21 protein-coding genes are annotated in these 22,004 nt (G+C 72.6%); 7 read left to right on the top strand and 14 right to left on the bottom strand.

Going from position 1 to position 22,004, the window contains the following annotated elements; translation table 11 throughout:
• The first annotated feature begins 36 nt into the window (after window positions 1–36).
• Complete coding sequence (locus ACQPZF_RS08415; RefSeq protein WP_433269950.1) at window positions 37–1,629, top strand: ABC transporter ATP-binding protein; 1,593 nt, start codon at window positions 37–39, stop codon at window positions 1,627–1,629.
• Complete coding sequence (locus ACQPZF_RS08410; RefSeq protein ID WP_433269948.1) at window positions 1,629–3,332, top strand: ABC transporter ATP-binding protein; 1,704 nt, start codon at window positions 1,629–1,631, stop codon at window positions 3,330–3,332. Before ACQPZF_RS08415 ends, ACQPZF_RS08410 begins: the two co-directional genes overlap by 1 nt.
• A 293-nt stretch (window positions 3,333–3,625) precedes the next feature.
• Here ACQPZF_RS08410 and ACQPZF_RS08405 read toward each other — a convergent pair whose 3' ends face one another.
• Together ACQPZF_RS08405 and ACQPZF_RS08400 are read right to left on the bottom strand one after the other, a co-directional pair.
• Complete coding sequence (locus ACQPZF_RS08405) at window positions 3,626–4,129, bottom strand: DUF3145 domain-containing protein (RefSeq protein ID WP_433269946.1); 504 nt, start codon at window positions 4,127–4,129, stop codon at window positions 3,626–3,628.
• 239 nt (window positions 4,130–4,368) lie between these two features.
• On the bottom strand, window positions 4,369–5,790 hold the full coding sequence (locus ACQPZF_RS08400; RefSeq protein ID WP_433269944.1) for a S8 family serine peptidase: 1,422 nt from the start codon (window positions 5,788–5,790) through the stop codon (window positions 4,369–4,371).
• A gap of 150 nt (window positions 5,791–5,940) precedes the next feature.
• Here ACQPZF_RS08400 and ACQPZF_RS08395 point away from each other — a divergent pair, with 150 nt between their 5' ends.
• Window positions 5,941–7,215 (top strand): hypothetical protein, encoded by a 1,275-nt coding sequence (locus ACQPZF_RS08395; RefSeq protein ID WP_433269942.1) that lies wholly within the window; start codon window positions 5,941–5,943, stop codon window positions 7,213–7,215.
• On the opposite strand, the gene ACQPZF_RS08390 is transcribed toward ACQPZF_RS08395, so the two are convergent.
• The 5 genes from ACQPZF_RS08390 to ACQPZF_RS08370 form a co-directional block, all read right to left on the bottom strand.
• A complete protein-coding gene (locus ACQPZF_RS08390) occupies window positions 7,209–7,580 on the bottom strand; it encodes a hypothetical protein (protein ID WP_433269940.1) in 372 nt (123 codons plus the stop codon). The genes ACQPZF_RS08395 and ACQPZF_RS08390 overlap by 7 nt on opposite strands.
• Window positions 7,581–7,697: 117 nt before the next feature.
• On the bottom strand, window positions 7,698–9,074 hold the full coding sequence (locus ACQPZF_RS08385; RefSeq protein WP_433269938.1) for a dihydrolipoyl dehydrogenase family protein: 1,377 nt from the start codon (window positions 9,072–9,074) through the stop codon (window positions 7,698–7,700).
• A gap of 36 nt (window positions 9,075–9,110) precedes the next feature.
• On the bottom strand, window positions 9,111–9,815 hold the full coding sequence (locus tag ACQPZF_RS08380; protein WP_433269936.1) for a TetR/AcrR family transcriptional regulator: 705 nt from the start codon (window positions 9,813–9,815) through the stop codon (window positions 9,111–9,113).
• Window positions 9,816–9,984: 169 nt separating this feature from the next.
• Window positions 9,985–10,671 carry a hypothetical protein gene (locus tag ACQPZF_RS08375; RefSeq protein ID WP_433269934.1) on the bottom strand — a complete coding sequence of 229 codons (687 nt, stop codon included), beginning with the start codon at window positions 10,669–10,671 and terminating at the stop codon, window positions 9,985–9,987.
• A gap of 164 nt (window positions 10,672–10,835) precedes the next feature.
• Window positions 10,836–11,732 carry an NAD(P)-dependent oxidoreductase gene (locus tag ACQPZF_RS08370; protein ID WP_433269932.1) on the bottom strand — a complete coding sequence of 299 codons (897 nt, stop codon included), beginning with the start codon at window positions 11,730–11,732 and terminating at the stop codon, window positions 10,836–10,838.
• 226 nt (window positions 11,733–11,958) lie between these two features.
• Between ACQPZF_RS08370 and ACQPZF_RS08365 the strand changes: the two genes are divergently transcribed.
• Window positions 11,959–14,211 carry a HelD family protein gene (locus ACQPZF_RS08365; RefSeq protein WP_433269930.1) on the top strand — a complete coding sequence of 751 codons (2,253 nt, stop codon included), beginning with the start codon at window positions 11,959–11,961 and terminating at the stop codon, window positions 14,209–14,211.
• Between the two features lie 139 nt (window positions 14,212–14,350).
• Here ACQPZF_RS08365 and crcB read toward each other — a convergent pair whose 3' ends face one another.
• Genes crcB through ACQPZF_RS08350 form a run of 3 tightly spaced genes read right to left on the bottom strand, consistent with a single transcriptional unit; the run spans window position 14,351 to window position 15,592 of the window.
• Window positions 14,351–14,695, bottom strand: a complete 345-nt coding sequence (crcB, locus tag ACQPZF_RS08360; RefSeq protein WP_433269928.1) for a fluoride efflux transporter CrcB — start codon at window positions 14,693–14,695, stop codon at window positions 14,351–14,353.
• Window positions 14,692–15,165 carry a fluoride efflux transporter FluC gene (locus tag ACQPZF_RS08355; protein WP_433269926.1) on the bottom strand — a complete coding sequence of 158 codons (474 nt, stop codon included), beginning with the start codon at window positions 15,163–15,165 and terminating at the stop codon, window positions 14,692–14,694. The genes crcB and ACQPZF_RS08355 overlap by 4 nt, the downstream gene beginning before the upstream one ends.
• On the bottom strand, window positions 15,155–15,592 hold the full coding sequence (locus ACQPZF_RS08350; protein WP_433269925.1) for a MarR family winged helix-turn-helix transcriptional regulator: 438 nt from the start codon (window positions 15,590–15,592) through the stop codon (window positions 15,155–15,157). The genes ACQPZF_RS08355 and ACQPZF_RS08350 overlap by 11 nt, the downstream gene beginning before the upstream one ends.
• Before the next feature lie 182 nt (window positions 15,593–15,774).
• On the opposite strand from ACQPZF_RS08350, the gene ACQPZF_RS08345 reads away from it, so the two are divergent.
• Genes ACQPZF_RS08345 through ACQPZF_RS08335 form a run of 3 tightly spaced genes read left to right on the top strand, consistent with a single transcriptional unit; the run spans window position 15,775 to window position 17,909 of the window.
• Entirely contained in the window at window positions 15,775–15,954 is a 180-nt protein-coding gene (locus ACQPZF_RS08345) for a hypothetical protein (RefSeq protein ID WP_433269923.1), read from the top strand.
• Between the two features lie 6 nt (window positions 15,955–15,960).
• Window positions 15,961–16,308, top strand: a complete 348-nt coding sequence (locus ACQPZF_RS08340) for a hypothetical protein (RefSeq protein ID WP_433269921.1) — start codon at window positions 15,961–15,963, stop codon at window positions 16,306–16,308.
• Complete coding sequence (locus tag ACQPZF_RS08335) at window positions 16,305–17,909, top strand: diguanylate cyclase domain-containing protein (protein ID WP_433269919.1); 1,605 nt, start codon at window positions 16,305–16,307, stop codon at window positions 17,907–17,909. The genes ACQPZF_RS08340 and ACQPZF_RS08335 overlap by 4 nt, the downstream gene beginning before the upstream one ends.
• 31 nt (window positions 17,910–17,940) lie before the next feature.
• On the opposite strand, the gene ACQPZF_RS08330 is transcribed toward ACQPZF_RS08335, so the two are convergent.
• The 4 genes from ACQPZF_RS08330 to ACQPZF_RS08315 form a co-directional block, all read right to left on the bottom strand.
• A complete protein-coding gene (locus tag ACQPZF_RS08330) occupies window positions 17,941–19,299 on the bottom strand; it encodes an NAD(P)(+) transhydrogenase (Re/Si-specific) subunit beta (RefSeq protein WP_433269917.1) in 1,359 nt (452 codons plus the stop codon).
• Complete coding sequence (locus ACQPZF_RS08325; RefSeq protein ID WP_433269915.1) at window positions 19,296–19,571, bottom strand: NAD(P) transhydrogenase subunit alpha; 276 nt, start codon at window positions 19,569–19,571, stop codon at window positions 19,296–19,298. Before ACQPZF_RS08325 ends, ACQPZF_RS08330 begins: the two co-directional genes overlap by 4 nt.
• Complete coding sequence (locus tag ACQPZF_RS08320; RefSeq protein ID WP_433269913.1) at window positions 19,568–20,677, bottom strand: NAD(P) transhydrogenase subunit alpha; 1,110 nt, start codon at window positions 20,675–20,677, stop codon at window positions 19,568–19,570. The genes ACQPZF_RS08325 and ACQPZF_RS08320 overlap by 4 nt, the downstream gene beginning before the upstream one ends.
• An 81-nt stretch (window positions 20,678–20,758) precedes the next feature.
• Entirely contained in the window at window positions 20,759–21,910 is a 1,152-nt protein-coding gene (locus ACQPZF_RS08315) for a nitric oxide synthase oxygenase (protein WP_433269911.1), read from the bottom strand.
• Window positions 21,911–22,004 lie beyond the last annotated feature (94 nt).

The following is a 22,004-nucleotide window of genomic DNA, read 5'->3' as shown; positions in this document are numbered from 1 at the left end:
CGCCCATGATGCGCCCCTGAACGCGCTGGAGCACGAATGCTGCTGAGAACGGTCGTCCTGCGCGATCCGCGCTGGCTGCTGCTGGCCGGCAACGCCCTGGTCGCGACCACCGCCGGCCTGCTGCTGCCCACCGCGCTGGCCGGGGCGGTCGACATGGCGCTGAGCGGACGGCTGGACACCGCCACCGTGCTCTGGCTGGTCGGACTCGCCGGCGTGGAGGTGGTGGGCGACGCGATCGGCGTCGTCCTGGCCGCCGCGATCGCCGCGCGGGGCACGGCGTGGCTGCGTCGCGGGCTCACGGCCAAGCTGCTGGGACTCGGGCACCCGGGCCGGTTCGAGGCCGGCGACGCGGTGAGCAGGCTGACCGGGGACAGCGCGATCGCGGGCGGTTTCGCCGTGCTGCTGGTGAACCTGGGCATCACGGTGCTGACGGCGTGCGGCGCGGTGGCGGCGTTGGCGTTGCTGGACTGGCGGCTCGCCGTGGTGTTCCTGCTCAGCGTGCCGCTGGCGTTGCTGCTGGTGCGGTCGCACCTGAAGCTGACGGCCGACGACGTGGCCACCTACCAGGAGGTTTCCGGCGAGCTGTCGGCACGGCTGCTGGACGCGGTCGGCGGGCTGCGCACGATCGCCGCGTCCGGCCGGGCCGACCAGGAGGCGGCGCGGGTGCTGCGGCCCCTCCCCCGGCTCGCGGCGGCGGGCATCGGGATGTGGCGCACCCAGGCGAGGATGATCTGGCGGGCCGGGCTGCTGCTGCCCGCCGTGGAACTGGCCGTGCTGACCGCCGCCGGGTTCGGCGTGGTCGCGGGCCGGTTGACCGTCGGCGACGTGCTGGCCGCGCTCGGCTACGCCGGGCTGGGGATGGCGGTGGTCGGACAGGCGACCGTGCTGACGGCCGTGCAGCGGGCGCGGGCGTCGGCGCAGCGGATCGACGAGGTGCTGACCACCGAACAGGCTCCCGTCGGCACGCCCGGGTACGCGGCCCCCGGCTCGGTGGAGCTGCGTGGCGTGTCGGTGTGGGACGCCCTGCACGACGTGGACCTGGTGGTGCCCGCCGGGACGTTCCTGGCCGTGGTCGGCCGGTCCGGCGCGGGCAAGTCGGCGCTGGCGTCGGTGATCGGCGGCCTGCGCGCGCCGTCATCGGGACAGGTGCTGCGCGGCGGGTCGGTGGGGTACGCGTTCGGACGTCCCGCGCTGCTCGGCGCGACCGTCGCGGACGCCGTCGGCTACGGCACGTCCCTCGGCCGGGAAGAGGTGCTGGCCGCGTGCCGGGCCGCGCAGGTGCACGACGTGGTGGTGCGGCTGCCCGGCGGCTACGACACGCCGATGGCGGACACGCCGCTGTCCGGCGGTGAGGCGCAACGGCTCGGGCTGGCGCGGGCGGTGGTCCGCGATCCGCAGGTGCTCGTGCTGGACGACGCGACGGCCAGCCTGGACACCGTGACCGAGTCCACTGTGGAGCGTGCGGTCGAGTCGGCGCTGCCCGGTCGCACCAGGGTCGTGGTGACCCACCGGGCGGCGACCGCGCGGCGGGCGGACGCCGTGGTGTGGCTGGAAGACGGGCGGGTGCGGGCGGTGGCCCCGCACGGTTCGCTGTGGGAAGACGCGGAGTACCGGGCGGTGTTCGGCTGATGGGACCTTACCTGCGGGCGTTGGCCGGGCGGCGCGGCGCCGTGCTGGCGTTGCTGGGCTGGTCGGTGCTGGAAGGCGTGCCGGCGCTGCTGTCCGGGCGGCTGGTGGGGCTGGCGGTGGACCGGGGGTTCGCGGTCGGCGACGTGTGGACCGGGGTCGGCTGGCTGGTGGCGTTCGCGCTCGTCGCGGTGCTCGGCGGGTTCGGGCTGCGGCAGGTGTTCACGCGGCTCGGCGATGTCGTGGAGCCGCTGCGGGACGCCCTGGTGACCACCATCGTGCGCGGCGTGCTGCACGACAGCCGGTCGCACCGGCGGCAGCCGGACGCGAGCGCCGTCGCGCGGATCACCCGGCACGTGGAGGTGGTGCGCGACGCGACCGCCGGGCTGCTGGTCCAGGCGCGGGCGCTGCTGGTGACCACGACCGCCGCGCTGGTGGGACTGGCGACGACGGTGTCCTCGCTGGCGTGGCTGGTGGTGCTGCCCGTGGTGGCGGCCCTGGTGCTGTTCGGCGCGCTGCTGCCGTCGCTGGCCCGCGGTCAGCGGGCGCTGGTGATGGCCGACGAGAACACCGCCGAGGTGGCCGGGACCGTGCTGCTGGGCATGAGGGACGTCGTGGCGTGCGGTGCCCAGGCGCACGCCTCGGCGGACGTCCTGCGGCAGGTCGACCGGCAGGCGACGGCGACCGTGCGGATGGCGTGGGCCTCGTCGCTGCGCGGGATCGTGATCTCGGTCGGCGGGTTCCTGCCGTTGGTGCTGCTGCTGGTGATGGCGCCGGGGATGGTCGCGGCCGGTTCGCTGACCGTCGGCGAGGTGCTGGCGGCGGTGGTGTACCTGAGCACGAGCGTGCAGCCGGCCCTGCGGCGGCTGGCGGACACGACGAGCACCGTCGTGCTGCGGCTGGCGGTGGCGCTGCGGCGGCTGGCCGAGGCCGCGCCGGAAGTGGTGGAGCAGACGGGTGATCTCGTTCCGGGGGGTCACGAGGTCGAGTTGCGCGGGGTGACGTTCGGGTGGGGCGAGCACGCCGAGCCGGTGGTGCGCGACCTGGACCTGACGCTCACGCGCGGGTCGCACCTGGCGGTGGTCGGGCCGAGCGGGATCGGGAAGTCCACGCTGGCCGGTCTGATCACCGGTCTGATGCCGCCGCAGGCCGGGACGGTGCTGTTCGGGGGCGTGCCGGTGCGGGAGGTGGTGCCGGCGGAACGGCATCGGCGGATCGCGCTGGTGCCGCAGGAGACGTACCTGTTCACCGGGACCGTGCGGGACAACCTGGCGCTGTTCGCGCCGTCGGCGTCCGACGCGGTGTTGACGGCGGCGGTCGAGGCGGTCGGCGCGGCGGACGTCGTCGCGCGGCTCGGCGGGCTCGACGGGGCGGTCGGGCACGCGGGCGGGAGCCTGTCGGCGGGTGAGGCGCAGTTGCTGGCCGTGGCGCGGGTCTACGCGTGCGAGGCGGACGTCGTCGTGCTGGACGAGGCGACCTCGAACCTGGACCCGGCGGCGGAGGCCGTGGTGGAGCGGGCGTTCGCGGCGCGGGGCGGGATCCTGATCGTGATCGCGCACCGGCTGTCGTCGGCGCTGCGGGCCGACCGGGTGCTGGTGATGGACGGCGGTGCGCCGCTGCTCGGGTCGCACGAGCGGCTGATGGCTGATTCGGCGACTTACGGTGAGCTGATGGCCGCCTGGAAACCGGCCGTGGCGGCCGGCTGAGCCGCCTGGAAACCGGCCGAGGCGGCTGGTTGTTTACGGCCGTTTTGCGGGCCGCGGCCCCCGGTAACAATTCTACCGACGGGCACCGACAAAGTGGGTTTCGCGGGTTTGGGAACATCGTTTTGTGGGTAAGGCGCGGCTCCGTCCGCGTCCGCGTCCGCGTCCGCGTCCGCGTCCGCGTTCGTGCCGTGTCGTTCGGCCGCCGGTTCCGGGCGTGACGGGGCCATCGGTGGGCCCGGAGGCGCGAGCCGGCCGACCACTCGCGCCGCGGGGGCACGGGTGGTCGGCGTGGCTCAGCCGACGCGGTGGAGCCAGGTGACCGGAGCGCCGTCGCCCGCCCGGCGGAACGGTTCCAGGGCGTCGTCCCACGCCGCGCCGAGGATCTCGTCCACGCCGTGGGCGAAGGACTCGCCGCCGCGACTGCGGGCCGCCAGTGCCCGCAACTGGTCCTCGGACACGACGATGTCGCCGTTCGCGCTGGTCCGGGCGTGCCACAGCCCGAGAACCGGCGCGAAGCAGTAGCGGACGCCGTCGACCCCGGGGCTCGGGTCCTCGGTGACCTCGAACCTCAGCATCGGCCACGCGCGCAGCGCGGACACGAGTCGGGCGCCTGTGCCGGCGTCTCCGGTCCAGGCGCATTCGGCGCGCAACTGCCCTGGCGCGGCGGGCTGCGCCGCCCACTTCAGGTCCGCTCGCTCGCCGAGGGTGCCCGAGATCGCCCACTCGACGTGCGGACAGACCGCAGACGGCGACGAGTGGACGTAGACCACGCCACTGGTGCTGCCACGGGTGCTCACAGCTGACCTCCGCTACTCGACGAGGGACGTCTTCCCCTACGGCCTGTCGCAAGCGGACGATCCGGTGAATTCCCGACTTGGTCATTCTGCCCGCTGTCGCAGCGGTCCGCCAGAAGAACCAGCACGTTCATCACCCGAGCGGGTCAGATACAGGACTTTCGACCCTAAAGTCGGACCCCGCGGCCCATCCTGCGGGCCACGGGGTCACATTCCGAGATCAGTCCGACACTCTCACGTGATCAATGCGCGCCCAAAGCCGCCGCGGCGGCGATGACGTCCACCAGACCGGTGCCCCGGTCGTGGCTGCTGGTGTGCGGGCCGACGGCGACGTACCCGCCGCCGTACTTGTGCGCGGTCGACTTCAACGCCGCCTCGATCTGCGCGGGCGTGGCCGACGGGTTCGCCTGGAACAATTGGGCGACGATGCCGGCGATGTGCGGCGCGGCCATCGAGGTGCCGGAGATCGTGTTGAACGTGCCCAGGTCGAGCGGTCCGGGGCCGTTCTGCGGCTTCAGACCGGTCGCGCAGACCACCAGGTACGGCCGGCACGCCGAGGTGATGTTCTCGCCCGGCGCGGAGATGTCCGGCCACGTGGACGGGTCGGTCGCCAGGCCGCGGGACGAGAAGTCGGACACCGCGCCGTCGCGCGTGCCGGTCTCCTGGTCGTTGTAGGACGCGACGGAGATCACGCCGGGCGTCGGGTCCTGGCCGGGCGGGTTGGACAGGCTCGCCGAGCCGTCGCCGCCGTCGTTGCCGTTCGCCCACACCGTGACCACGCCCTCGGCGGCCAGCGCCCGCTGGAGCTTCGCCGTGGTGGAGGCCGGGTCGAACGCGCCGCCGCCGGCCGGGCCGTAGGAGTTGTTGACGACCTTGATCGGCGGGCAGGTGGCGGCCGGCACGCCCGCGCCGCACGGTGCGCGGTGGTTCTCCAGCACCCAGTTCAGCGCGGCGTCCGCGCCGATGATGAACAGCACCGCGCCGGTCGAGATGACCACGGCCTTCGCGCCGGGCGCAGCCCCGTGGACGGTCGTGCCGTCGGTCAGCGCCACGTCGCCGCCGACGGCGATGCCGGTCACGTGCGTGCCGTGGCCGCCGCCGGACAGCAGGTCGGTGTCGACCGATGTCGGCACGTCCAGGATGCAGCCGGTGCCGGCGGACTCGTCCAGGCAGACGCTCTTGAGGCTGCGCACGACCTTCGTCCGGTCCCCGGTCCGGAACGCCGGGTGCGTCGGGTCCACCCCGGAGTCGATCACGGCGACCGAGACGCCGCTGCCGTCCAGCGGCAGGCCGTTCGCACCGGTGAGGGTCCGGCGCGCGGTGAGGCCGCGGGTGGCGTCGTGGGAAGTGGAGCCGGTGAACCGGATCGGCCGGTCGGCCTCCACGTAGGTCACGCCGGACGCGGCGCGCGCGGCGTCGATCTGGGTGGCGCTGCCGTGCGCGGCCACGACGCCGATGCGCGCGAAGCTCGTGACCCGGCGGAGGCCGGACAGCCGGACCGCGCGTTCGGCGGCGGCCAGGTCCGTGCCGTGGACGAACACGGTGCCGGCGTAGCCGGGGGTGAGCAGGGTGGAGGCCGGGGCGAGCGGGCCGGCGGACGCGGGGGGCGCGGCGATCGCGGAGAGCGCCAGGGCGCCGGCCGCGAGCAGGGTGGTGGTGCGCATCGCGATCAAACCTCTCAGGCATGGCCACCGCGGAGCGGCGTCCGCTGACAGAGCAATGCGTCCAACGAGTCACACCCATTCCGGTGATGGCGATCACTGAAAGTGCCAACTCGCCGTCCTTGCCACCGAGCCACCCCCTACGGCGCTACGGTGTTCGACCGTGTGGAACGGTGTGGTCTTGTGCGGCTGATCCGGCTCGGCCCCGAGCCGTCCCAAGTCGGTGTGGACGTGCGGGCCGCGTTGAGCACGTGGGGCACCGGCGACGCGGTGCTGGGCGGCGTCGCCATGCTCGGGGTGACCCCGCCGGACTGCCCGCGCCCGCTGGACGCCCTGATCGTGCTGCCGCGCGGGGTGCTGGTCGTGGTCGGCGTCGACCTGCCGGACCCCGCCATGCGGTTGGAGGCCCCGCTCGCGGGCCAGTGGAAGATCGACGGCTGGCCGCTCACCCGGCCCGACGGCGCGACCAGCCCGGCCGCCGAGGCGCTGGAGGCGACCACGGCGGTGGCCCGGCGCATCCAGGACATGCGCGGCGAGCCGCTGCCGGTGACCACGGTGGTGGCCGTCGGGCCGTACGTGGCGCACGTCGTGCAGCCGACCGTGGACCTCAACCGGGGCGTGCGGGTGCTGCACCCCAAGCCGACCACGCTGCTCGCGGCGGCGCGCGAACTGGCCACCAGCGACCGGCCCTGCTCAGCCGACCACGCCGCCAAGCTGCTGGCCGTGCTCGCGCCCACCGGCAGCCCGCCGGACCTCCGGGAGCTGCGGGCCGAGGGCTTCCCGGACGCGGCGGCGGACCTGGCGTCGGCCAGCACCATGCTGCTGCCCAGGATCCAGCCGGCCCGACGCCGCCCGAAGTGGCCCGCGTACGTGGCGGCGGCGGTCGTCGCCGTGCTGCTGGTGGTGGCGCTGATCATCACGCTGACGTCCGGCGGCGCGCCGGAGGCGGCGTCGTCCAGCAGCCCCGCGGCGGAGCCGACGACCGTGGTGGTGGACGGGCGGAACTTCTCGCCGAAGGGCGCGGACCGCTCGGAGGACTGCGCGAAGCACGCGTTCGGCGACGTGCAGGCGTGGCTGGCCGGGCACATGTGCCTGCAACTGCGGCGGGCCCAGTACGAGACCACGGTGGACGGCCGGAAGGTCGGCATCGCGGTGGCCGAGCTGAACCTGCCGGACGCGACGCGGGCGGGCGAGCTGCACAAGGTCACGTCGACGGCCGGCTCCGGCGGGGTCACGGCGCTGGTGAAGGAGGGCAAGGCGTGGGCGGGCGGACCGGTGTCGTTCGACCGCTCGGCGATCCGGGCCACGCTGAAGAACGCCCAGGTGCGCATCGCGCAGGCGGTGTGGGCCGACGGCGAGTCCGATCCCGCCGACCCCCAGTTGGCCGCGCTGGTCGACCAGGCGCTGCGGCTGCCGGTGACTCAGTAACCCGTGCGCACGAGGCCGACGGCGATCAGCCCGAAGGCCACGTGCAGCACGATCACCAGTCCGGCCACCGTGCACAGCATCTCGGTGCCCGGCCGGCCGCCCAGCGCGCCGCAGGAGAACAGCCAGCCCGCCACGGCGATCGCGAAACCCAGGGCCAGCACGGTTTTGGGCACGTGCGCCAGGCACAGCAACGCGTTCTTGCGGGCCCGCGACAACGTCAGCAGCACTACCGGCACCACCAGGAAACCCGGCAGGTACACCGCGATGGGCGCGAAATCGGGCGGGCTGGGCAGGAACGCGGTGCCGATGAGGAACGCGCACCAGAGGACCGCCGCGGTCGCGAGGGCAACGGTTCCTCTGGTCACCACCACAGTGTAATGAAATGAAGCCGCACATTTGGGATCTGACACCCAATGGGGCAGGGACCGTACGGCACTTGGCGTACCGCCGACTTCGCTGCGTGAGCGGTGGTCGACCGATGGTCAGAGCCCGTAGGCCTCCAGCAGCCGCAGCCACACCTCGCTGATCGTCGGGTACGCCGGAACCGCGTGCCACAAGCGGTCCACGGTCACCTCGCCCACGATCGCGATGGTGGCCGCGTGGACGAGTTCCGCCGTGTCCGGACCGGCGAAGGTCACGCCGACCAGGGTCCGGGTCCGCTCGTTGACGATCATCCGCGCCTTGCCGCGGTACCCGTCGGCGTGCAGCGAGGAGCCCGCGACCGCGATGTCCAGGTCGACGACCCGGATCTCCAGCCCCTTCTCCCGCGCCTCGGCTTCGGTCCAGCCGACCGACGCCACCTCGGGGTCGGTGAACACGACCTGAGGCACGGCGGTGTGGTCGGCGGTCGCCACCGGAGCGGTCCAGGGCTCGGGCGAGGTGGCGTCCGTGAGGATCGCCGTGCCCACCGCGCGGGCCGCGTACTTCCCCTGGTGGGTGAGCAGCGCTCGCCCCGTCACGTCGCCGGCCGCGTACAGCCACTCGACGCCCTCCACCCGACCGGTGTCGTCCACGGGCAGTGCGTCGCCCTCCGCGAAGCCGAACCGCTCCACCCCGAGGTCGAAGGTCGCGGGCTGCCGGCCGGTCGCGATCAGCAGGTGCGCGCCGGAAACCGAGGACCCGTCGGACAACGACAGCGTCGGCTCACCGTCCACAACGGACGCACCGGTCGCCTTCACGCCGGTGCGCAGGGTCACCCCGTCCTCGCGCAGCCCTTCGGCCACCAGGTCGCCCGCGAACGCCTCGGCCCTCGGCAGCGGGCGCTCGCCGGAGACGATCAGCGTCACCGCCGAACCCAGCCGCGCCCAGGCCTGCGCCATCTCCACGCCGACCACGCCGCCGCCCAGCACCACCAGCGACGTGGGCACCTCCTGCGCCGAGGTCGCCTCCCTCGAAGTCCAGTACGGCACGTCGGAAAGCCCTGGCAGCGAAGGGATTCGCGGCACGCTGCCGGTGCACACGACGACCGCGCGGGACGCCGTCAGCACGCGACCGCCGACGTCGACCCGCCGCTCGCCGGCCAGCCGGCCACGGCCCCGGATCACCTCCAGGCCCGCGCCGACCGCCCACCCGACCTGCCCCGAGTCGTCCCAGTCGGACGTGAACTCGTTGCGGCGCTTCAACACGGCGGCCGGATCCAGCCGCTCGCCCACCGGCACGCCCGGCACCCGCCGGGCGGCGGCGAGCGCGTGACCGGGCCGCAGGAGCGCCTTGCTCGGCATGCAGGCCCAGTACGAGCACTCGCCGCCGACCCGTTCGGCCTCCACCAACGCGGTCTTGAGGCCACCGGCGGCGGTCCGGGCGGCGGCGTTCTCGCCCACCGGTCCGCCGCCGATCACGATCACGTCGAAGTCGTCCACCGGTCCACCCCACACCACCCGGACCGGTGCGGCAAGTCACGCCGGGTCGAACACTCCTGCCAGCATGCGCAGGATCACGCCATCGGTGGTGCGGAGAACCACCTGGCGTTCAGCGGGCTCGACCCGTTCGGCGAGCTTGTACATGGCGTCGGCGGTCTGGGTGGCCATCCGGAACGTCAACGCGACCGGTGCGTCGCCACGCACCTTGAACCGGTCGACGAACAGGTCGCGGAGCCGTTCCGCCATGAGGTCGTACTGGTCGACGCTGGCGTCGAGGCGGTGCCCGTCGAACAGGTCGCTGAACCGCACCCTTCCGAAACCGGGCAATTCGGCCAGCATCCGCAGGTAGACGCCGACGACTTGCTGCACCGCTTCCCGCCAGTTCGCGGCCAGTTGTCCTTCCTTGAACAGTGTTTCGACCCGTGTGAGGTACTCCTCCATGCCGCGCAGCGCCAACGCGTGCACAACAGAACGCTTGTCCGGGAAGTATTGGTAGAACGAGCCAATTGGCACGCCGGCGAGCTCGACGATCCGGGCTGTGGTGATGTCGTCGTAGTCGTACTCGTTCAGCAGCTCCGCACAGGCGTCGACAATGGCGGTCACCGTGGCCGCGCCACGCTGCTGGACAGGCTGACGGCGCATCACCTTGGCTAAGCGGTTTTCGGCGGGATTTTCATGCACTCCGCCATCTTGATGGATACGGACCAGTAAGCCCAAACACAGGATTGGCGACAGCTTCATCACGGATCGTCGCACGTACCTGCACGACTGCGGTCGACCATGTGAGACACACTCACTTTCATCCGGTCCGCCCCGAATAGACCTGGGCCTATGCCGGCCAGGTGGCAAAGTAATTGTCGGCAAAACGATTGACCGCCGGACAATCGCCGGTACCCGCCGGTAGCCGGAACTACCCGTTCGGCCGCCGGGAAGTCGCGGGCGCGGGGGTCCGGACCGTCCCGCGGGGCGCGGGCAAAGCGTGATCGAAACTTGACTTCGCCCCGTCCTCTTTCGGTTCAGAACGCGAGCGTGGCGGCTTCGTCACATACGGTTTCAGCAATCCCGCGATGGCCAAGCCTGGCGCGATCAACGGCACCACGGCGGACAACGCGACCGCCGTCGCGGCGGCCCGTGCGACGTCCTTCGGGATGATCGCGATCCGGTCCACCACGAACGCGCGCCGGCCCGGAATCGACAACAACCCCACGACCACCAGGAACACCGCGAACGTGAGCAGCGCCCGGTGCACCGCGGCATATCCGACCGACTCCGCCGCGCACATCACCGCGAGCCACCCGAGCAACGCGGTCGACTGCTGCCGCGCGCCGGTCATCGCCCACAGCAGGCCGCCGGCCACCGCGAGCCACCCGGTCCGGTCCGCGCACCACGCGCCGGCCGCGTCCAGCCACCCGGTCGGCACACCGGCCCACGCCGGCAGGGCGCCCGCCACGTCCAGCGGGCTCGGCGCCCCGAACGGCTGCGCCACCACCCACGCCAGCGACCACGCCGACACCAGCGCCGCGCACGCGAGCTGCCACGGCGGCCGGTCCACCACGATGCGGCTCAGCCGGACCAGTTCCCGGCGATGCTCCCTCACCCTCCCCAGGGTGCCGGGTCGGTCCGCCGCCCGCGCCGGCTTTCACCCGCGTGCCCGCGGAGTGCCGCTCATCGGGTGTCCCGACCCTCACCCGCCGTGCCGCCGCTGCCCCGGATGCGTTGCAGGCCCACAGGTTTCGCCGGCCGCGCCGCAGTTCGGCGGATTCAGCGCCGGCTCGACCGGGTGAGCGCCTCGTACACCTGGTAGACGCCGCTGTGGTCGTCGTCGCCGAGCCCGAGCGCGCACATCGCGGTGTACATCTGCTCGACGGCGGCGGTCACCGGCAGCGGCACGCCCGACTCCCGGCCCGCCTCGATCGCGAACACCAGGTCCTTGAGCTGGTGCCGCGCCCGGCCGCCCGGCGTGAAGTCGTGCGTGAGCCACTTGTCCCGCTTCATCTCCAGCGCCGTGCCGCCCGCCAGGCCGCCGCCCAGGACGTCCAGCACGGCGGCCGGGTCCAGGCCGTTGCCGACGGCCAGCGCGAGCGCCTCGGACACCCCGTTCAGCACGGTCGCCACCACGATCTGGTTGCACGCCTTGGCCAACTGGCCCGCGCCGAGCGGGCCCATGTGCCGGACGGTCGTGCCCAGCACGCTGAAGTACGGCTGGAGCCGCAGCACGTCGTCCGCGTGCCCGCCGGCCATGATGCTCAACGTGCCCGCGTCCGCGCCGACGTCGCCACCGCTGACCGGGGCGTCGACCAGCCGGACGCCCACGTCCTCCAGCCGCGCGCCGAGCGCCTTGACCGCCCCCGGCGCGTGCGTGCCCATCACCACCAGCAGCGGCCGTGCCACGCCGCCCTCGCGCCAGCCCGCGAGCAGGCCGTCCGGGCCGGCCAGCACCTCCTCCACGTCCGGCAGGTCGGGCAGGACGGTGAGGACGGCGGGCAGCGCGGCTTCGGCGGGTGTGGCCGCGGCCCGACCGCCGGCGGCGCGGACCTCGCCGTCCCGCTCGGGCGTGCGGTTCCACACGGTGACCGGGAAGCCGGCGCGGGCGAGGTTGCGGGCCATCGGCCGGCCCATCGCCCCGAGGCCGAGGACGGAGATCGGGTCATGGCGCATGAGCGCATCCTGGCCCGCGTTCAGCGGCACTGCCACCAACGCGCGGTTCCTATGATTGGGCGATGAGCCACCGCCGGGCCGACGCGGTCGGCCGGGACCTGGAGGCGCGAGACGTGGAGGCGCGGCGGGGAGAGACCGTGTAGATTGGACGTTCTGCGCGCACAGGGAGAGGTCAGGCGAAAAGCGGCACAGCCTGATAAACCACGCTATCCAGAAAAGAGGCACGTTGTCAAGCCCCTCCGATGACCTCCGACTCGCGGATATCGCGGCGGAGCAGGAATACGTGTCGATGCTGTACGGCAGGCTGGACGACCTCCGCGAACAGAGCTCGAAGCGGCTGGCGGGAGCGCTCCGGGAAACCGGCGGCACCCACCAGATGCGCTCCGAGCGGGACACCTCGGTGGCCATGTACTCCGACCAGTTGGCGCAGTACAGCGCGGTGGAGAACGGGCTGTGCTTCGGCAAGCTGGACTTCCACACCGACGACCGCTTCTACATCGGCCGGATCGGCTTGTTCGACGAGGACAAGGAGTACGAGCCGCTGCTGATGGACTGGCGCGCGCCCGCCGCGCGGCCGTTCTACCTGGCCACCGCGGCCTCCCCGGACGGCGTGCGCCGCCGCCGGCACCTGCGGACCAAGCAGCGCAAGGTCGTCGGTTTCGACGACGAGGTGCTGGACATCGACTCGGTCGACCTGGCGCGCCCGTCGGAGGGCCTGACCGGCGAGGCGACCCTGCTGGCCGCCGTGAACGCGAGCCGCACCGGCCAGATGGGCGACATCGTCGCCACCATCCAGGCCGAGCAGGACAAGATCATCCGCACCGAGCTGAACGGCGTCGTCGTCGTGCAGGGCGGTCCGGGCACCGGCAAGACGGCGGTCGCGCTGCACCGCGCCGCGTACCTCCTCTACACGCACCGCAGGCAGTTGGCGAAGCGCGGCGTGCTCGTGGTGGGGCCGAACCCGACGTTCCTGCGGTACATCGGGCAGGTGCTGCCGTCGCTGGGCGAGACCGGCGTGCTGCTGTCGACCGTGGGCGAGCTGTTCCCCGGTATGACGGCGGTGGGCCGCGAGTCCGCCGAGACGGCCGCGCTGAAGGGCCGCATCGAGATGGCGGACGTCGTGTCGCACGCCGTCAAGGACCGGCAGGAGGCGCCGTCCCTCGTCGAGGTCCCGTTCGAGCAGGACGTGCTGCGCCTGGACCGCCGGGCGATCACCGCCGCGCGGGGCCGCGCCCGCCGCACCCGCCGGCCGCACAACGAGGCGCGCCGGACGTTCCAGCGGGAGATCATCTCGACGCTGGCGTCCCAGGCCGTCGCCCGACTGGGCCGCCACCTGCTGGACCAGGCCGACATCGACGACATCCGCCGCGAGCTGCGCGAGGACCCCGGCGTGCAGGCGGCGATCGAGCGGCTGTGGCCGACGCTCACCCCGCAGAAGCTGCTGGAGGACCTGTACTCGTCACCGAAGCTGCTGGCCAAGGCCACCCCGAAGCTGACCGCCGGTGAGCGCGCCCTGCTGGCCCGCCCGCGCGGCGCGGAGTGGACGCCCGCCGACGTGCCGCTGCTGGACGAGGCGGCGGAACTGCTCGGCGAGGACGACACCGAGGCCAAGGCCCGCGCCGAACGGCAGCGCCGGCAGGCCATCGACTACGCGCAGGGCGTGCTGGACATCCTCGACCTGGAGGACGACGCCGACCCGGACATCCTGATGGCGACCGACCTGGTGGACGCCTACCGGCTGGCCGAGCGGCACGGCGCGGAGCGCTACGAGACGGCCGCCGAGCGCGCGGCGGCGGACCGGACGTGGACGTTCGGGCACATCATCGTGGACGAGGCGCAGGAGCTGTCCGCGATGGCGTGGCGGACGCTGATGCGGCGCTGCCCCAGCAAGTCGATGACGGTGGTCGGCGACATCGCGCAGACCGGCGACATCGCCGGCGCGTCGTCGTGGCACGAGGTCCTGTCGCCGTACGTGATGGACCGCTGGAAGCTGACCGAGCTGACCGTGAACTACCGGACGCCGTCGGAGATCATGGCCGTGGCCGCCGACGTGCTGGCCTCGGTGGACCCGGCTCTGGAGCCGCCGACCTCCGTGCGGGACAGCGGCAACGAGCCGTGGAGCGCACGGGTCGACTCGGTGCCGTCGGCGCTGCCGTCCGTGGTGTCGGCGGAGATCGCGGCGATCGGCGACGGCAAACTGGCGGTCATCGTGCCCGCCGCGCGGGTGTCCGCGCTGCGCGCGCTGGTGCCGGGCGCGTCGGACGACCTGGACGCGCAGGTCGTCGTGCTGGGCGTGACCGACGCGAAGGGCCTGGAGTTCGACTCGGTGCTGGTGGTCGACCCGGCGGGCATCCTCGCCGAGTCGCCGCGCGGGGCGAGCGACCTGTACGTGGCGCTGACCCGTGCCACGCAGCGGTTGGGCGTCGTGCACGAGGACGAGCTGCCGGCCGTGCTGGGGCGGTTGAAAACCACCGTGTGAGGTGGGAGCCACCGGGTGAACGGTGTCCGGCACCGAGGCGGCGGCGGGCCTTACCGCCGCCACCGTGGTGTTCGGCCAGTACCGCGACCACGCGCGGGTCGAAGGGATGCGGGGGCCTGACGACTGCGCAGGTCCAAGCTCATCGGGTGATCGCATACCCGGCAGCGGCGGCAGCGACCCCGGCGACGACACTCACCGTGACGTTCGCAAACGCTTGCTTGTACGCGCCGTCCTCCAGCAGGCGGACGGTTTCGAAGCTGAACGTGCTGTACGTGGTGAGGCCGCCGCAGAAGCCGACGCCGATCAGCGCGGTCCAGACCGGATCGGCGCCGGCGACGCAGCCGAGGATGAACGAGCCGGCCACGTTGACGGTGAGCGTGCCCCACGGGAACGTCGAGTCGTGCCGGGCCTGCAAGAACCGGTCCACGAGGTAGCGGCCCACCGCGCCGGCCGCCGCGCCGACGAACACCAGCAGGGCCGTCACCCGATCACCTTCCGGGTGACGGCCATGCCCAGGGCGGTGGCGGTGAGAGCCAGGAGGACGACGACGATCAGGTAGAGGACGGCGCGGAGGCCGCCGAGTTCCACCGCGTCCAGGGCGTAGGCGGAGAACGTGGTGAACCCGCCCAGCACGCCGACGCCGAGGAACGGTCGCGCCAGCGGGTGCAGGCGGGGCACGAGGACCATCAGGACGCCGATCAGCGCCGAGCCGAGCACGTTGACGGCGACCGTGCCGGGCAGCCCGAGGCCGGCGAAGGCGTACCGGGCGAGGCCGCCCAGTCCGCCGCCGAGCGCGATGGCGAGCAGGACGGGTGCTGAGACCTCCCGGCGCTGTACCGGGCTGCGGAGGCCGACATCGGGGTCGACCGGCGCTGCCGGCGCAGACTCGGGGTCGGGATCGACCGGCGCTGCCGGCGCAGACTCGGGGTCGGGATCGGTGGGGTCAGTGGGCACGCAGGTGGTCCACCAGGTGGTCGAGCGCGGACAGTGCCCGCACCACGTCGGCCCGCTCCCCCGGCTCCAGCCGGTCCAGCGCGGAGCCGATGCGCTTCTCGTGCGCGGCCTGCCAGACGGCCAACTGCTCGTGCCCCTGCCGCGTCACGGACAGCCGCGCCACGCGCCGGTCCGACGGGTCGCCGCCGCGCGCCACCAGACCGCCCTCGATGAGCTGGCCCACCAGCCCGCTCACCGTGTTGGGCGCGAGCCGCAGCTCCGCCGCCAGGTCGCCGACCCGCATCGGCGGACGCTCGGCCAGCGTCTGGAGCAGCTCAACCTGGGCCATCGGCAGCGAGTCCCACGGCCATTCCGAGCGGATGCTGGTGCGCAGCGCGCGGCGCAGTCTCGTGACGACGTCGGTCAGCGTGCGTGCCTCGTCTGACATGCGCGAATGGTACTGGTTCCGGTCGCTCCGGACGCCGTGTCCGCATGGCGGGACGGCCCCCTCGCCAGTAGGCCGTTCGAGGGAGTAGCACGCTCGGGCACTGCCTTCCGCAGGCTCGGCTCAGTAACCTCCACGCGGGCACTGGGACCTGTCCCTCCTACGTGGAATCGAGGATGTGCGCGGTGGCGGAGAGCACGAATCCGATGTTCCCACGCACCCACGTGGAGATCACGGAGCTGCTCGCCGGCTTCCGGCTCGCCGGACCCGGAGTGGCGCCGCGGTGGCAGCCGGAGGCCGGCGCGGTCGAGGGCGGCGACCCGGCGCGGCTGGGTAGCCTCGCCGGCGCGGGCCACCGGGAGTGAGACCGCATGGCGCTGCCCGCTAGACCTCGGCGACGGGAACTCGCGCGGGACTGGACGCGGGCCGTGCGCCCGACGGCCTACGTCCCGCCGTCCCCGGCCGAGATCGGGCTGTTCCTGCTCGCCCCGGTGGACGTGATCGCCGACGCCGTTCGGGCGGAGCCGTTCACCGCGGTGTCGGTGGTCGGCGAACGGTTGGCGGAGGCGCGCTTCACCGGTCCGGAGACGTTGCGGCGCACGGTCGACGTGCTCGGCCGGCAGCGTCAGCACGAGCTTCGCCCAAGCCGTGCGGCTGGACGCGTTCGACCGGCAGGAAGAGGCCAAATGAGGGCGGAACAGCGAGTGGAGCGGGTGTGAAGGTCAGCGAGGGGCGGTTCCGCGAACTCTTCTCCGCAGCGGGGTTCGGAATCGTCATCACGGATTTGCAAGGCGTGTGCGTGGAGGCGAACGAGGCGCTGGGCGAGATGCTCGGCCTGCCGCACGACGAGCTGGCCGGGCGACGGCTGATCGAGCTGTTCCACCCCGCGGACGCGGAGATGCTGTCCGCCGCATACCGGGCGGCCGGCGCGGGCCGGGTGGACCGGTTCCGCGATCAGCGCAGGCTGGTGCGCGGCGACGGTGAGCCGGTGTGGGTGCACCTGGCGGTGTCGCTGCTGCGGGACGAGGACGGCACACCCGCGTACCACGTGACGATGACCGAGGACGTCACCGAACTGCACCTGTTGCAGAAGAACCTGGACTTCCAGCTTCTGCACGACTCGCTGACCGGCCTGTCCAACCGGCAGCACTTCGTCACCCGGCTGGAGGCCATGCACGGCGCCTCACGCGGCGGGATCACCCTCTACCACCTGGATCTCGACGCGTTCTCGGTGGTGAACAACGGTCTCGGGCACGCGGTCGGCGACCAGGTGCTGCGCTCGGTGGCACGGCGACTGGAAGGCGTGGTGTCACCGGAGGACGCACTGGTCGCCCGGATCGGCGGCGACGAGTTCGCGATCGTCGTGGCCACCTCCCCGACCACGCCGAAGGTGCCGGACATGGTCGAGCGGATCAACGACGTGCTGGCCGCGCCCCTGGAGTGCGGCGCGGCGCTGTCGGCGAGCATCGGCGTGGTCGACCAGCCCGCCGCCGACTGGGGCGCGGACGAACTGCTGCGCGCGGCGAACGCGACCCTGCACCGGGCCAAGGCCAACGGCAAGCGGCAGTGGCTGCCCTACGACCGGCACGAGGACACCCGGTCCCGAACCCGACTGGCACGGGCGGCCCGCATGCCCGGCGCGCTGGCCGGGGGAGAGCTGGAGGTCGAGTACTTACCGGTGGTGGATTTGGTGTCCGGCAAGCCGTCCGGCCACGTAGCCCGGCTGCGGTGGGACGAGCTGGGCCACGACGAGTGCGTGGACCTGGCCGAGGCCAACGGTTTGTCGCTCACAATGGGCCAGTGGGCGCTGCGCGAGGCAGCCGAGGCGGCGGCAAGCTGGTCGGGCGGCACACTGCACGTGGAGCTGTCCCCGATGCAGTCGCGCGACGAGGACCTGGTCGGCACCGTGAAGCGGGCCCTGGAGGAGACCGGCTTAGCAGGCACCGGCCTGCGACTGTTCCTGGACACCCGGTCGATGCTCACCGCGGACGGTGACAACGCGCAGGTGTTGCGGGACAACGGGATCGCGGTCGGACTGGCCCGGTTCAACGGCGGGCAGGCCGAACTGTCCCTGCTCGGCGAGCTGTCCGTGGACGCGATGGTGCTCGCGCCATCGGTCGTGCGCCGACTCGCCGAGCAACGGGAGTCGTTGCCGCACAAGGCGATCGGCCAGATGGTGGCGGCCATCCGGGAGTCCGGGGTAGCCGTGTTCGTGCCGGACATCCCCACCGACGACCTCGCCGGCTGGTGGCGGAACGTCGGGGTGGACGGCGCGTTCGGCGCGTTCACCGGACCGGCGGTGCCCGGCTACGAACTCTGAGGCACGGAACGGCACCTCACCGCATCGCGACCTAGACCTGCTTCACCGCCGCCAACAGCTTGGTCAGCGAATCCTTGGCGTCCCCGAACAACAACGTCGTCTTAGGGTTGTACAACAAGCTGTTGTCCACACCGGCGAACCCAGGCCGCATCGACCGCTTCATGAACACCACGGCCTTGGCCCGATCCACATCGAAGATCGGCATCCCGTAGATCGGGCTGGACGGCTCATCCCGCGCCCCCGGGTTGACCACGTCATTCGCCCCGACCACAAGCACGACGTCCACACTCCCGATACCGGGGTTGACGTCGTCCAACTCCTTCAAGTTCTCATACGGCACATCGGCTTCGGCCAGCAGCACATTCATATGACCGGGCATCCGGCCGGCAACCGGATGGATGCCGTAGTCGACGCTGATCCCCCGCGACTCCAGCAGCAGGGCCAGCTCCCGCGCCGCGTGCTGCGCCTGCGCCACGGCCAGCCCGTAACCAGGCACCACGAGCACGGAGTGCGCGTAGCCCAACAGGATCGCCACGTCCTCGACCGTGCCGGACCGCACCGTGCGCTGCTCGTCGGTCGCGGCGGCAGGCGGTGTGGCCTTGAACGCCCCGAACAGGATGTTGGCCAGGGAACGGCCCATGGCCTGCGCCATCAGCCGGGTCAGGATGGTGCCGGACGCGCCGACCAGCGTGCCCGCGACGATCAGCAGCGTGTTGCCCAGCACGTACCCGGACGCGGCGACCGCGAGGCCGGTGAACGCGTTGAGCAGCGAGATCGCGATCGGCACGTCCGCGCCGCCCACCGGCAGCACGAACAGCACGCCCAGCGCCAGGCCGGCCAGCGCCAGCAGCACCAGCAGCACGTTGGAGTCGGTGAACAGCACGGCCAGCGCGAGCAGCCCGCTGAGCGCCGCCACGCCGATGGCGAGGACCTGCCCCGCCGGCAGCAGCACCGGCCGGGTGGTCATGATCTCCTGGAGCTTCAGGAACGTCACCACGCTGCCGGAGAAGCTGACCGCGCCGATCAGGACGGTGAGCACGGTCGCGATGGCGAACAGCGCGCCGGTGTCGTGGCCGGCCAGGAACTCGGTGAGCGCGACCAGCGCCGCCGCCGCGCCGCCGACCCCGTTGAACAGGGCCACCATCTGCGGGATGGCGGTCATCTTGACCTGGCGGGCGGCCGGGATGCCGACGACCGTGCCCACCACCACGGCGACCAGGATGAGCAGCCCGTTGCGGTCGACGGTGGTGTACGAGGTGACCACGGCCAGCGCCATGCCGGCCGCGCCGATCAGGTTGCCCGCACGGGCGTACCTGGGCGTGCTGAGGCCCTTGAGCGCCAGGATGAAGCACAGCGCGGCGGCCAGGTAGGCGAGCTGTTCCCAGGTCATCGCTTGTGCCCCTTGAACATCTCCAGCATCCGGTCGGTCACCACGAAGCCGCCCACCACGTTCACCGTGGCCAGGAAGACCGCGAGCAGGCCCAGGACGAGCGCGATGCCGCCGTCGGCCTGGCCGGTGATCAGGATCGCGCCGACCAGGATCACGCCGTGGATCGCGTTCGCGCCGGACATCAGCGGGGTGTGCAGGATGGTCGAGACCTTCGAGACCACCTCGAAGCCCACGAACACGGCCAGCACGAAGATCGTCAGCAGCTCGATCACAGCAGCTCCCCGGTGGGCGCGTGCCGGACCTCGCCGGCGTGGGTGAGGCACGCTCCGCGGAGCACCTCGTCGGTCAGGTCGGGCTCGACCCGGCCGTCCTTGATCATCATCTGGAGCAGGTTGGCCACGTTCTTGGCGTACAGGCGGCTCGCGTGCACCGGCATGCTGCTCGGCAGGTTCCGCACGCCGTGCACCAGGACTTCGCCGACCCACACGTCCTCGCCGGGCGCGGAACCCACGACGTTGCCGCCCGACTCGGCGGCGAGGTCGACCACCACCGAGCCCGGCGTCATCGCCTTGAGCATGTCCGTGGTGACCAGCACCGGGGCCTTGCGGCCCGGCACGGCGGCGGTGGAGATGACGACGTCGCTCGCGGCCACCCGCTCCGCGATCAGCTCGCGCTGGCGTTCCAGGAAGGCCTCCGACTGCTCGGCGGCGTAGACGCCCTCCTGGGTCTCCAGGTTCAGCTCCAGGAACTTCGCGCCGAGGCTCCGCACCTCCTCGGCGGCGGCCTTGCGCACGTCGTAGGCCTCCACCACCGCGCCCAGCCGGCGGGCGGTGGCGATCGCCTGGAGCCCGGCCACGCCCGCGCCGAGGACGAGCACCTTGGCGGGCGGCACGGTGCCGGCGGCCGTGGTGAACATCGGCAGGAAGCGGGGCAGGTGCTGGGCCGCCACCAGGACGGCCCGGTACCCGGCGACGAGGGCCTGCGAGGACAGGGCGTCCGCGCTCTGGGCCCGCGTCACGCGGGGCAGCAGGTCCAGGCTGAACGCGGTGACCTTGCGCTCCACCAGCACCCGGACGAGGTCGAGTTCGTTGGCCGGCTGGAGGAAGCTGACGGTGATGTCGCCGGCGCGCAGTTGCCGGGCCTGGTCCAGGTCCAGCGGCTGCACGGAGATGACGACGTCGGCTCGGCCGGCGGGGTGGTCGGGAACGATCTCTGCGCCCGCCGAGCGGTAGGCGGCGTCCGAGGCGTGGGCGTGCGCGCCCGCCCCGGACTGCACGTCGACCGCGAGGCCTGCGCCGATCAGCGAGGCCACCGTGTCCGGCAGGCCTGCCACGCGGCGCTCAGCGGGCCGCGATTCCGCGGGGATGCCCACTTTCACAAGACTCACCGTAGTCGATCAAAGGTGATCCACACCACACCACGCCGTTGACGTTAACCGTACAGACGTACTGTCGTCGCCCTAGTGGATGACCGGGCAGATGCCGCGGGTGTCGGCCGGGAAGAAGTTCGGCACCAGTTCGCGCTTGTCGTAGTACCGGTGGAACACGCTGGTGATCCCGCCGGACATGGGCGGCACGATCCACGTCCAGTCGGCCGGGCACGACCGGCCCGCCGCCTCCTCCTTCTTCAGGTGGGTGAGGAACCGGTCCGACTCGGTGTGGTGGTCGGTGATCGTGACGCCTGCCTGGTCGAACGAGTGCAGGACCGCCCGGTTCAGCTCCACCAGCACCCGGTCCCGCCACAGGGTCTGCACCCGGGAGGTGTCCAGGCCCATCCGCCTGCCCAGGTACGGCAGCAGGTCGTAGCGGTCGGTGTCGGCGAAGTTGCGGGCCCCGATCTCGGTGCCCATGTACCAGCCGTTGAACGGCGCGGCCGGGTAGTCGACGCCGCCGATCCGCAGCCGCATGTTGCTGATCGCGGGCACGGCGTGCCACTTCAGCCCCAGGCCCGCGAACCACGGGAACTCCGGGTGGCACAGGCGCACTTCCAGGACCGCGTCCCGGGGCAGCTCGACCACGGTGGCGTCGGCGTCCTCCCGTTCCACGACGAGCGGCAGCACGTCGAACGGCCCCCGGCGGGCCGGCGGGCGCCAGCCCAGGGCCATCGCGTGGTCGGTCAGCTCGGCGTTGCGGCGGTCGCCGAGGACGCCGCCGTCGCGGCCCCGGTAGCCGGCGTAGCGGATTAGCTGCTCGTTGTGGATCCGCGGACCGGGCCGCCCCGGCTCGTCCGGGGCGAAGACGGTGATGACGGGGCGGACCCTGCCGCCGTTGGTGGCCAGCCTGAGGTGTTCGACGCACTCGTCGGCGACCTCTTTCGGGTCGCGCAGGTCCCTCAGGTCGCGGACCTTGAGGCTGCGCCAGTAGAGGCGGCCGATGCAGCGCGCGCTGTTGCGCCACGCGACCCTGGCGCCGAACACCAGCTCGGCGGGCGTGTGGCGGTACGTGCCGGTCGCGGCGACCTCCGCGTGCACCTCGGCCAGGCGGTGCTCGACGGGACCTTCCTCGGGGTGCTCGGAGCGGTGCAGGCGGATGAAGTCGTCGGCCTCGGCGAGGGCGAAGTGGGTGCGGCGCAGGGGGATGGCTTCAGTCGGGCACGAGGGGACGGGGGCCATGGCGGGACACCGTAGTTGGAGTCCGGGGGGTGGTGCACCGCCGTGCCGGGCACCCGGGGGCCGCCACGCCCGGCGATCGATGGCGCACGGTGAG

The sequence above is a fragment of the Actinosynnema sp. CS-041913 genome (genome assembly GCF_050942485.1).
Classification (GTDB): domain Bacteria; phylum Actinomycetota; class Actinomycetes; order Mycobacteriales; family Pseudonocardiaceae; genus Actinosynnema.
The sequence above is the reverse complement of the archived record's forward strand: the minus strand, read 5'-3'. Positions and strand labels throughout refer to the sequence as shown.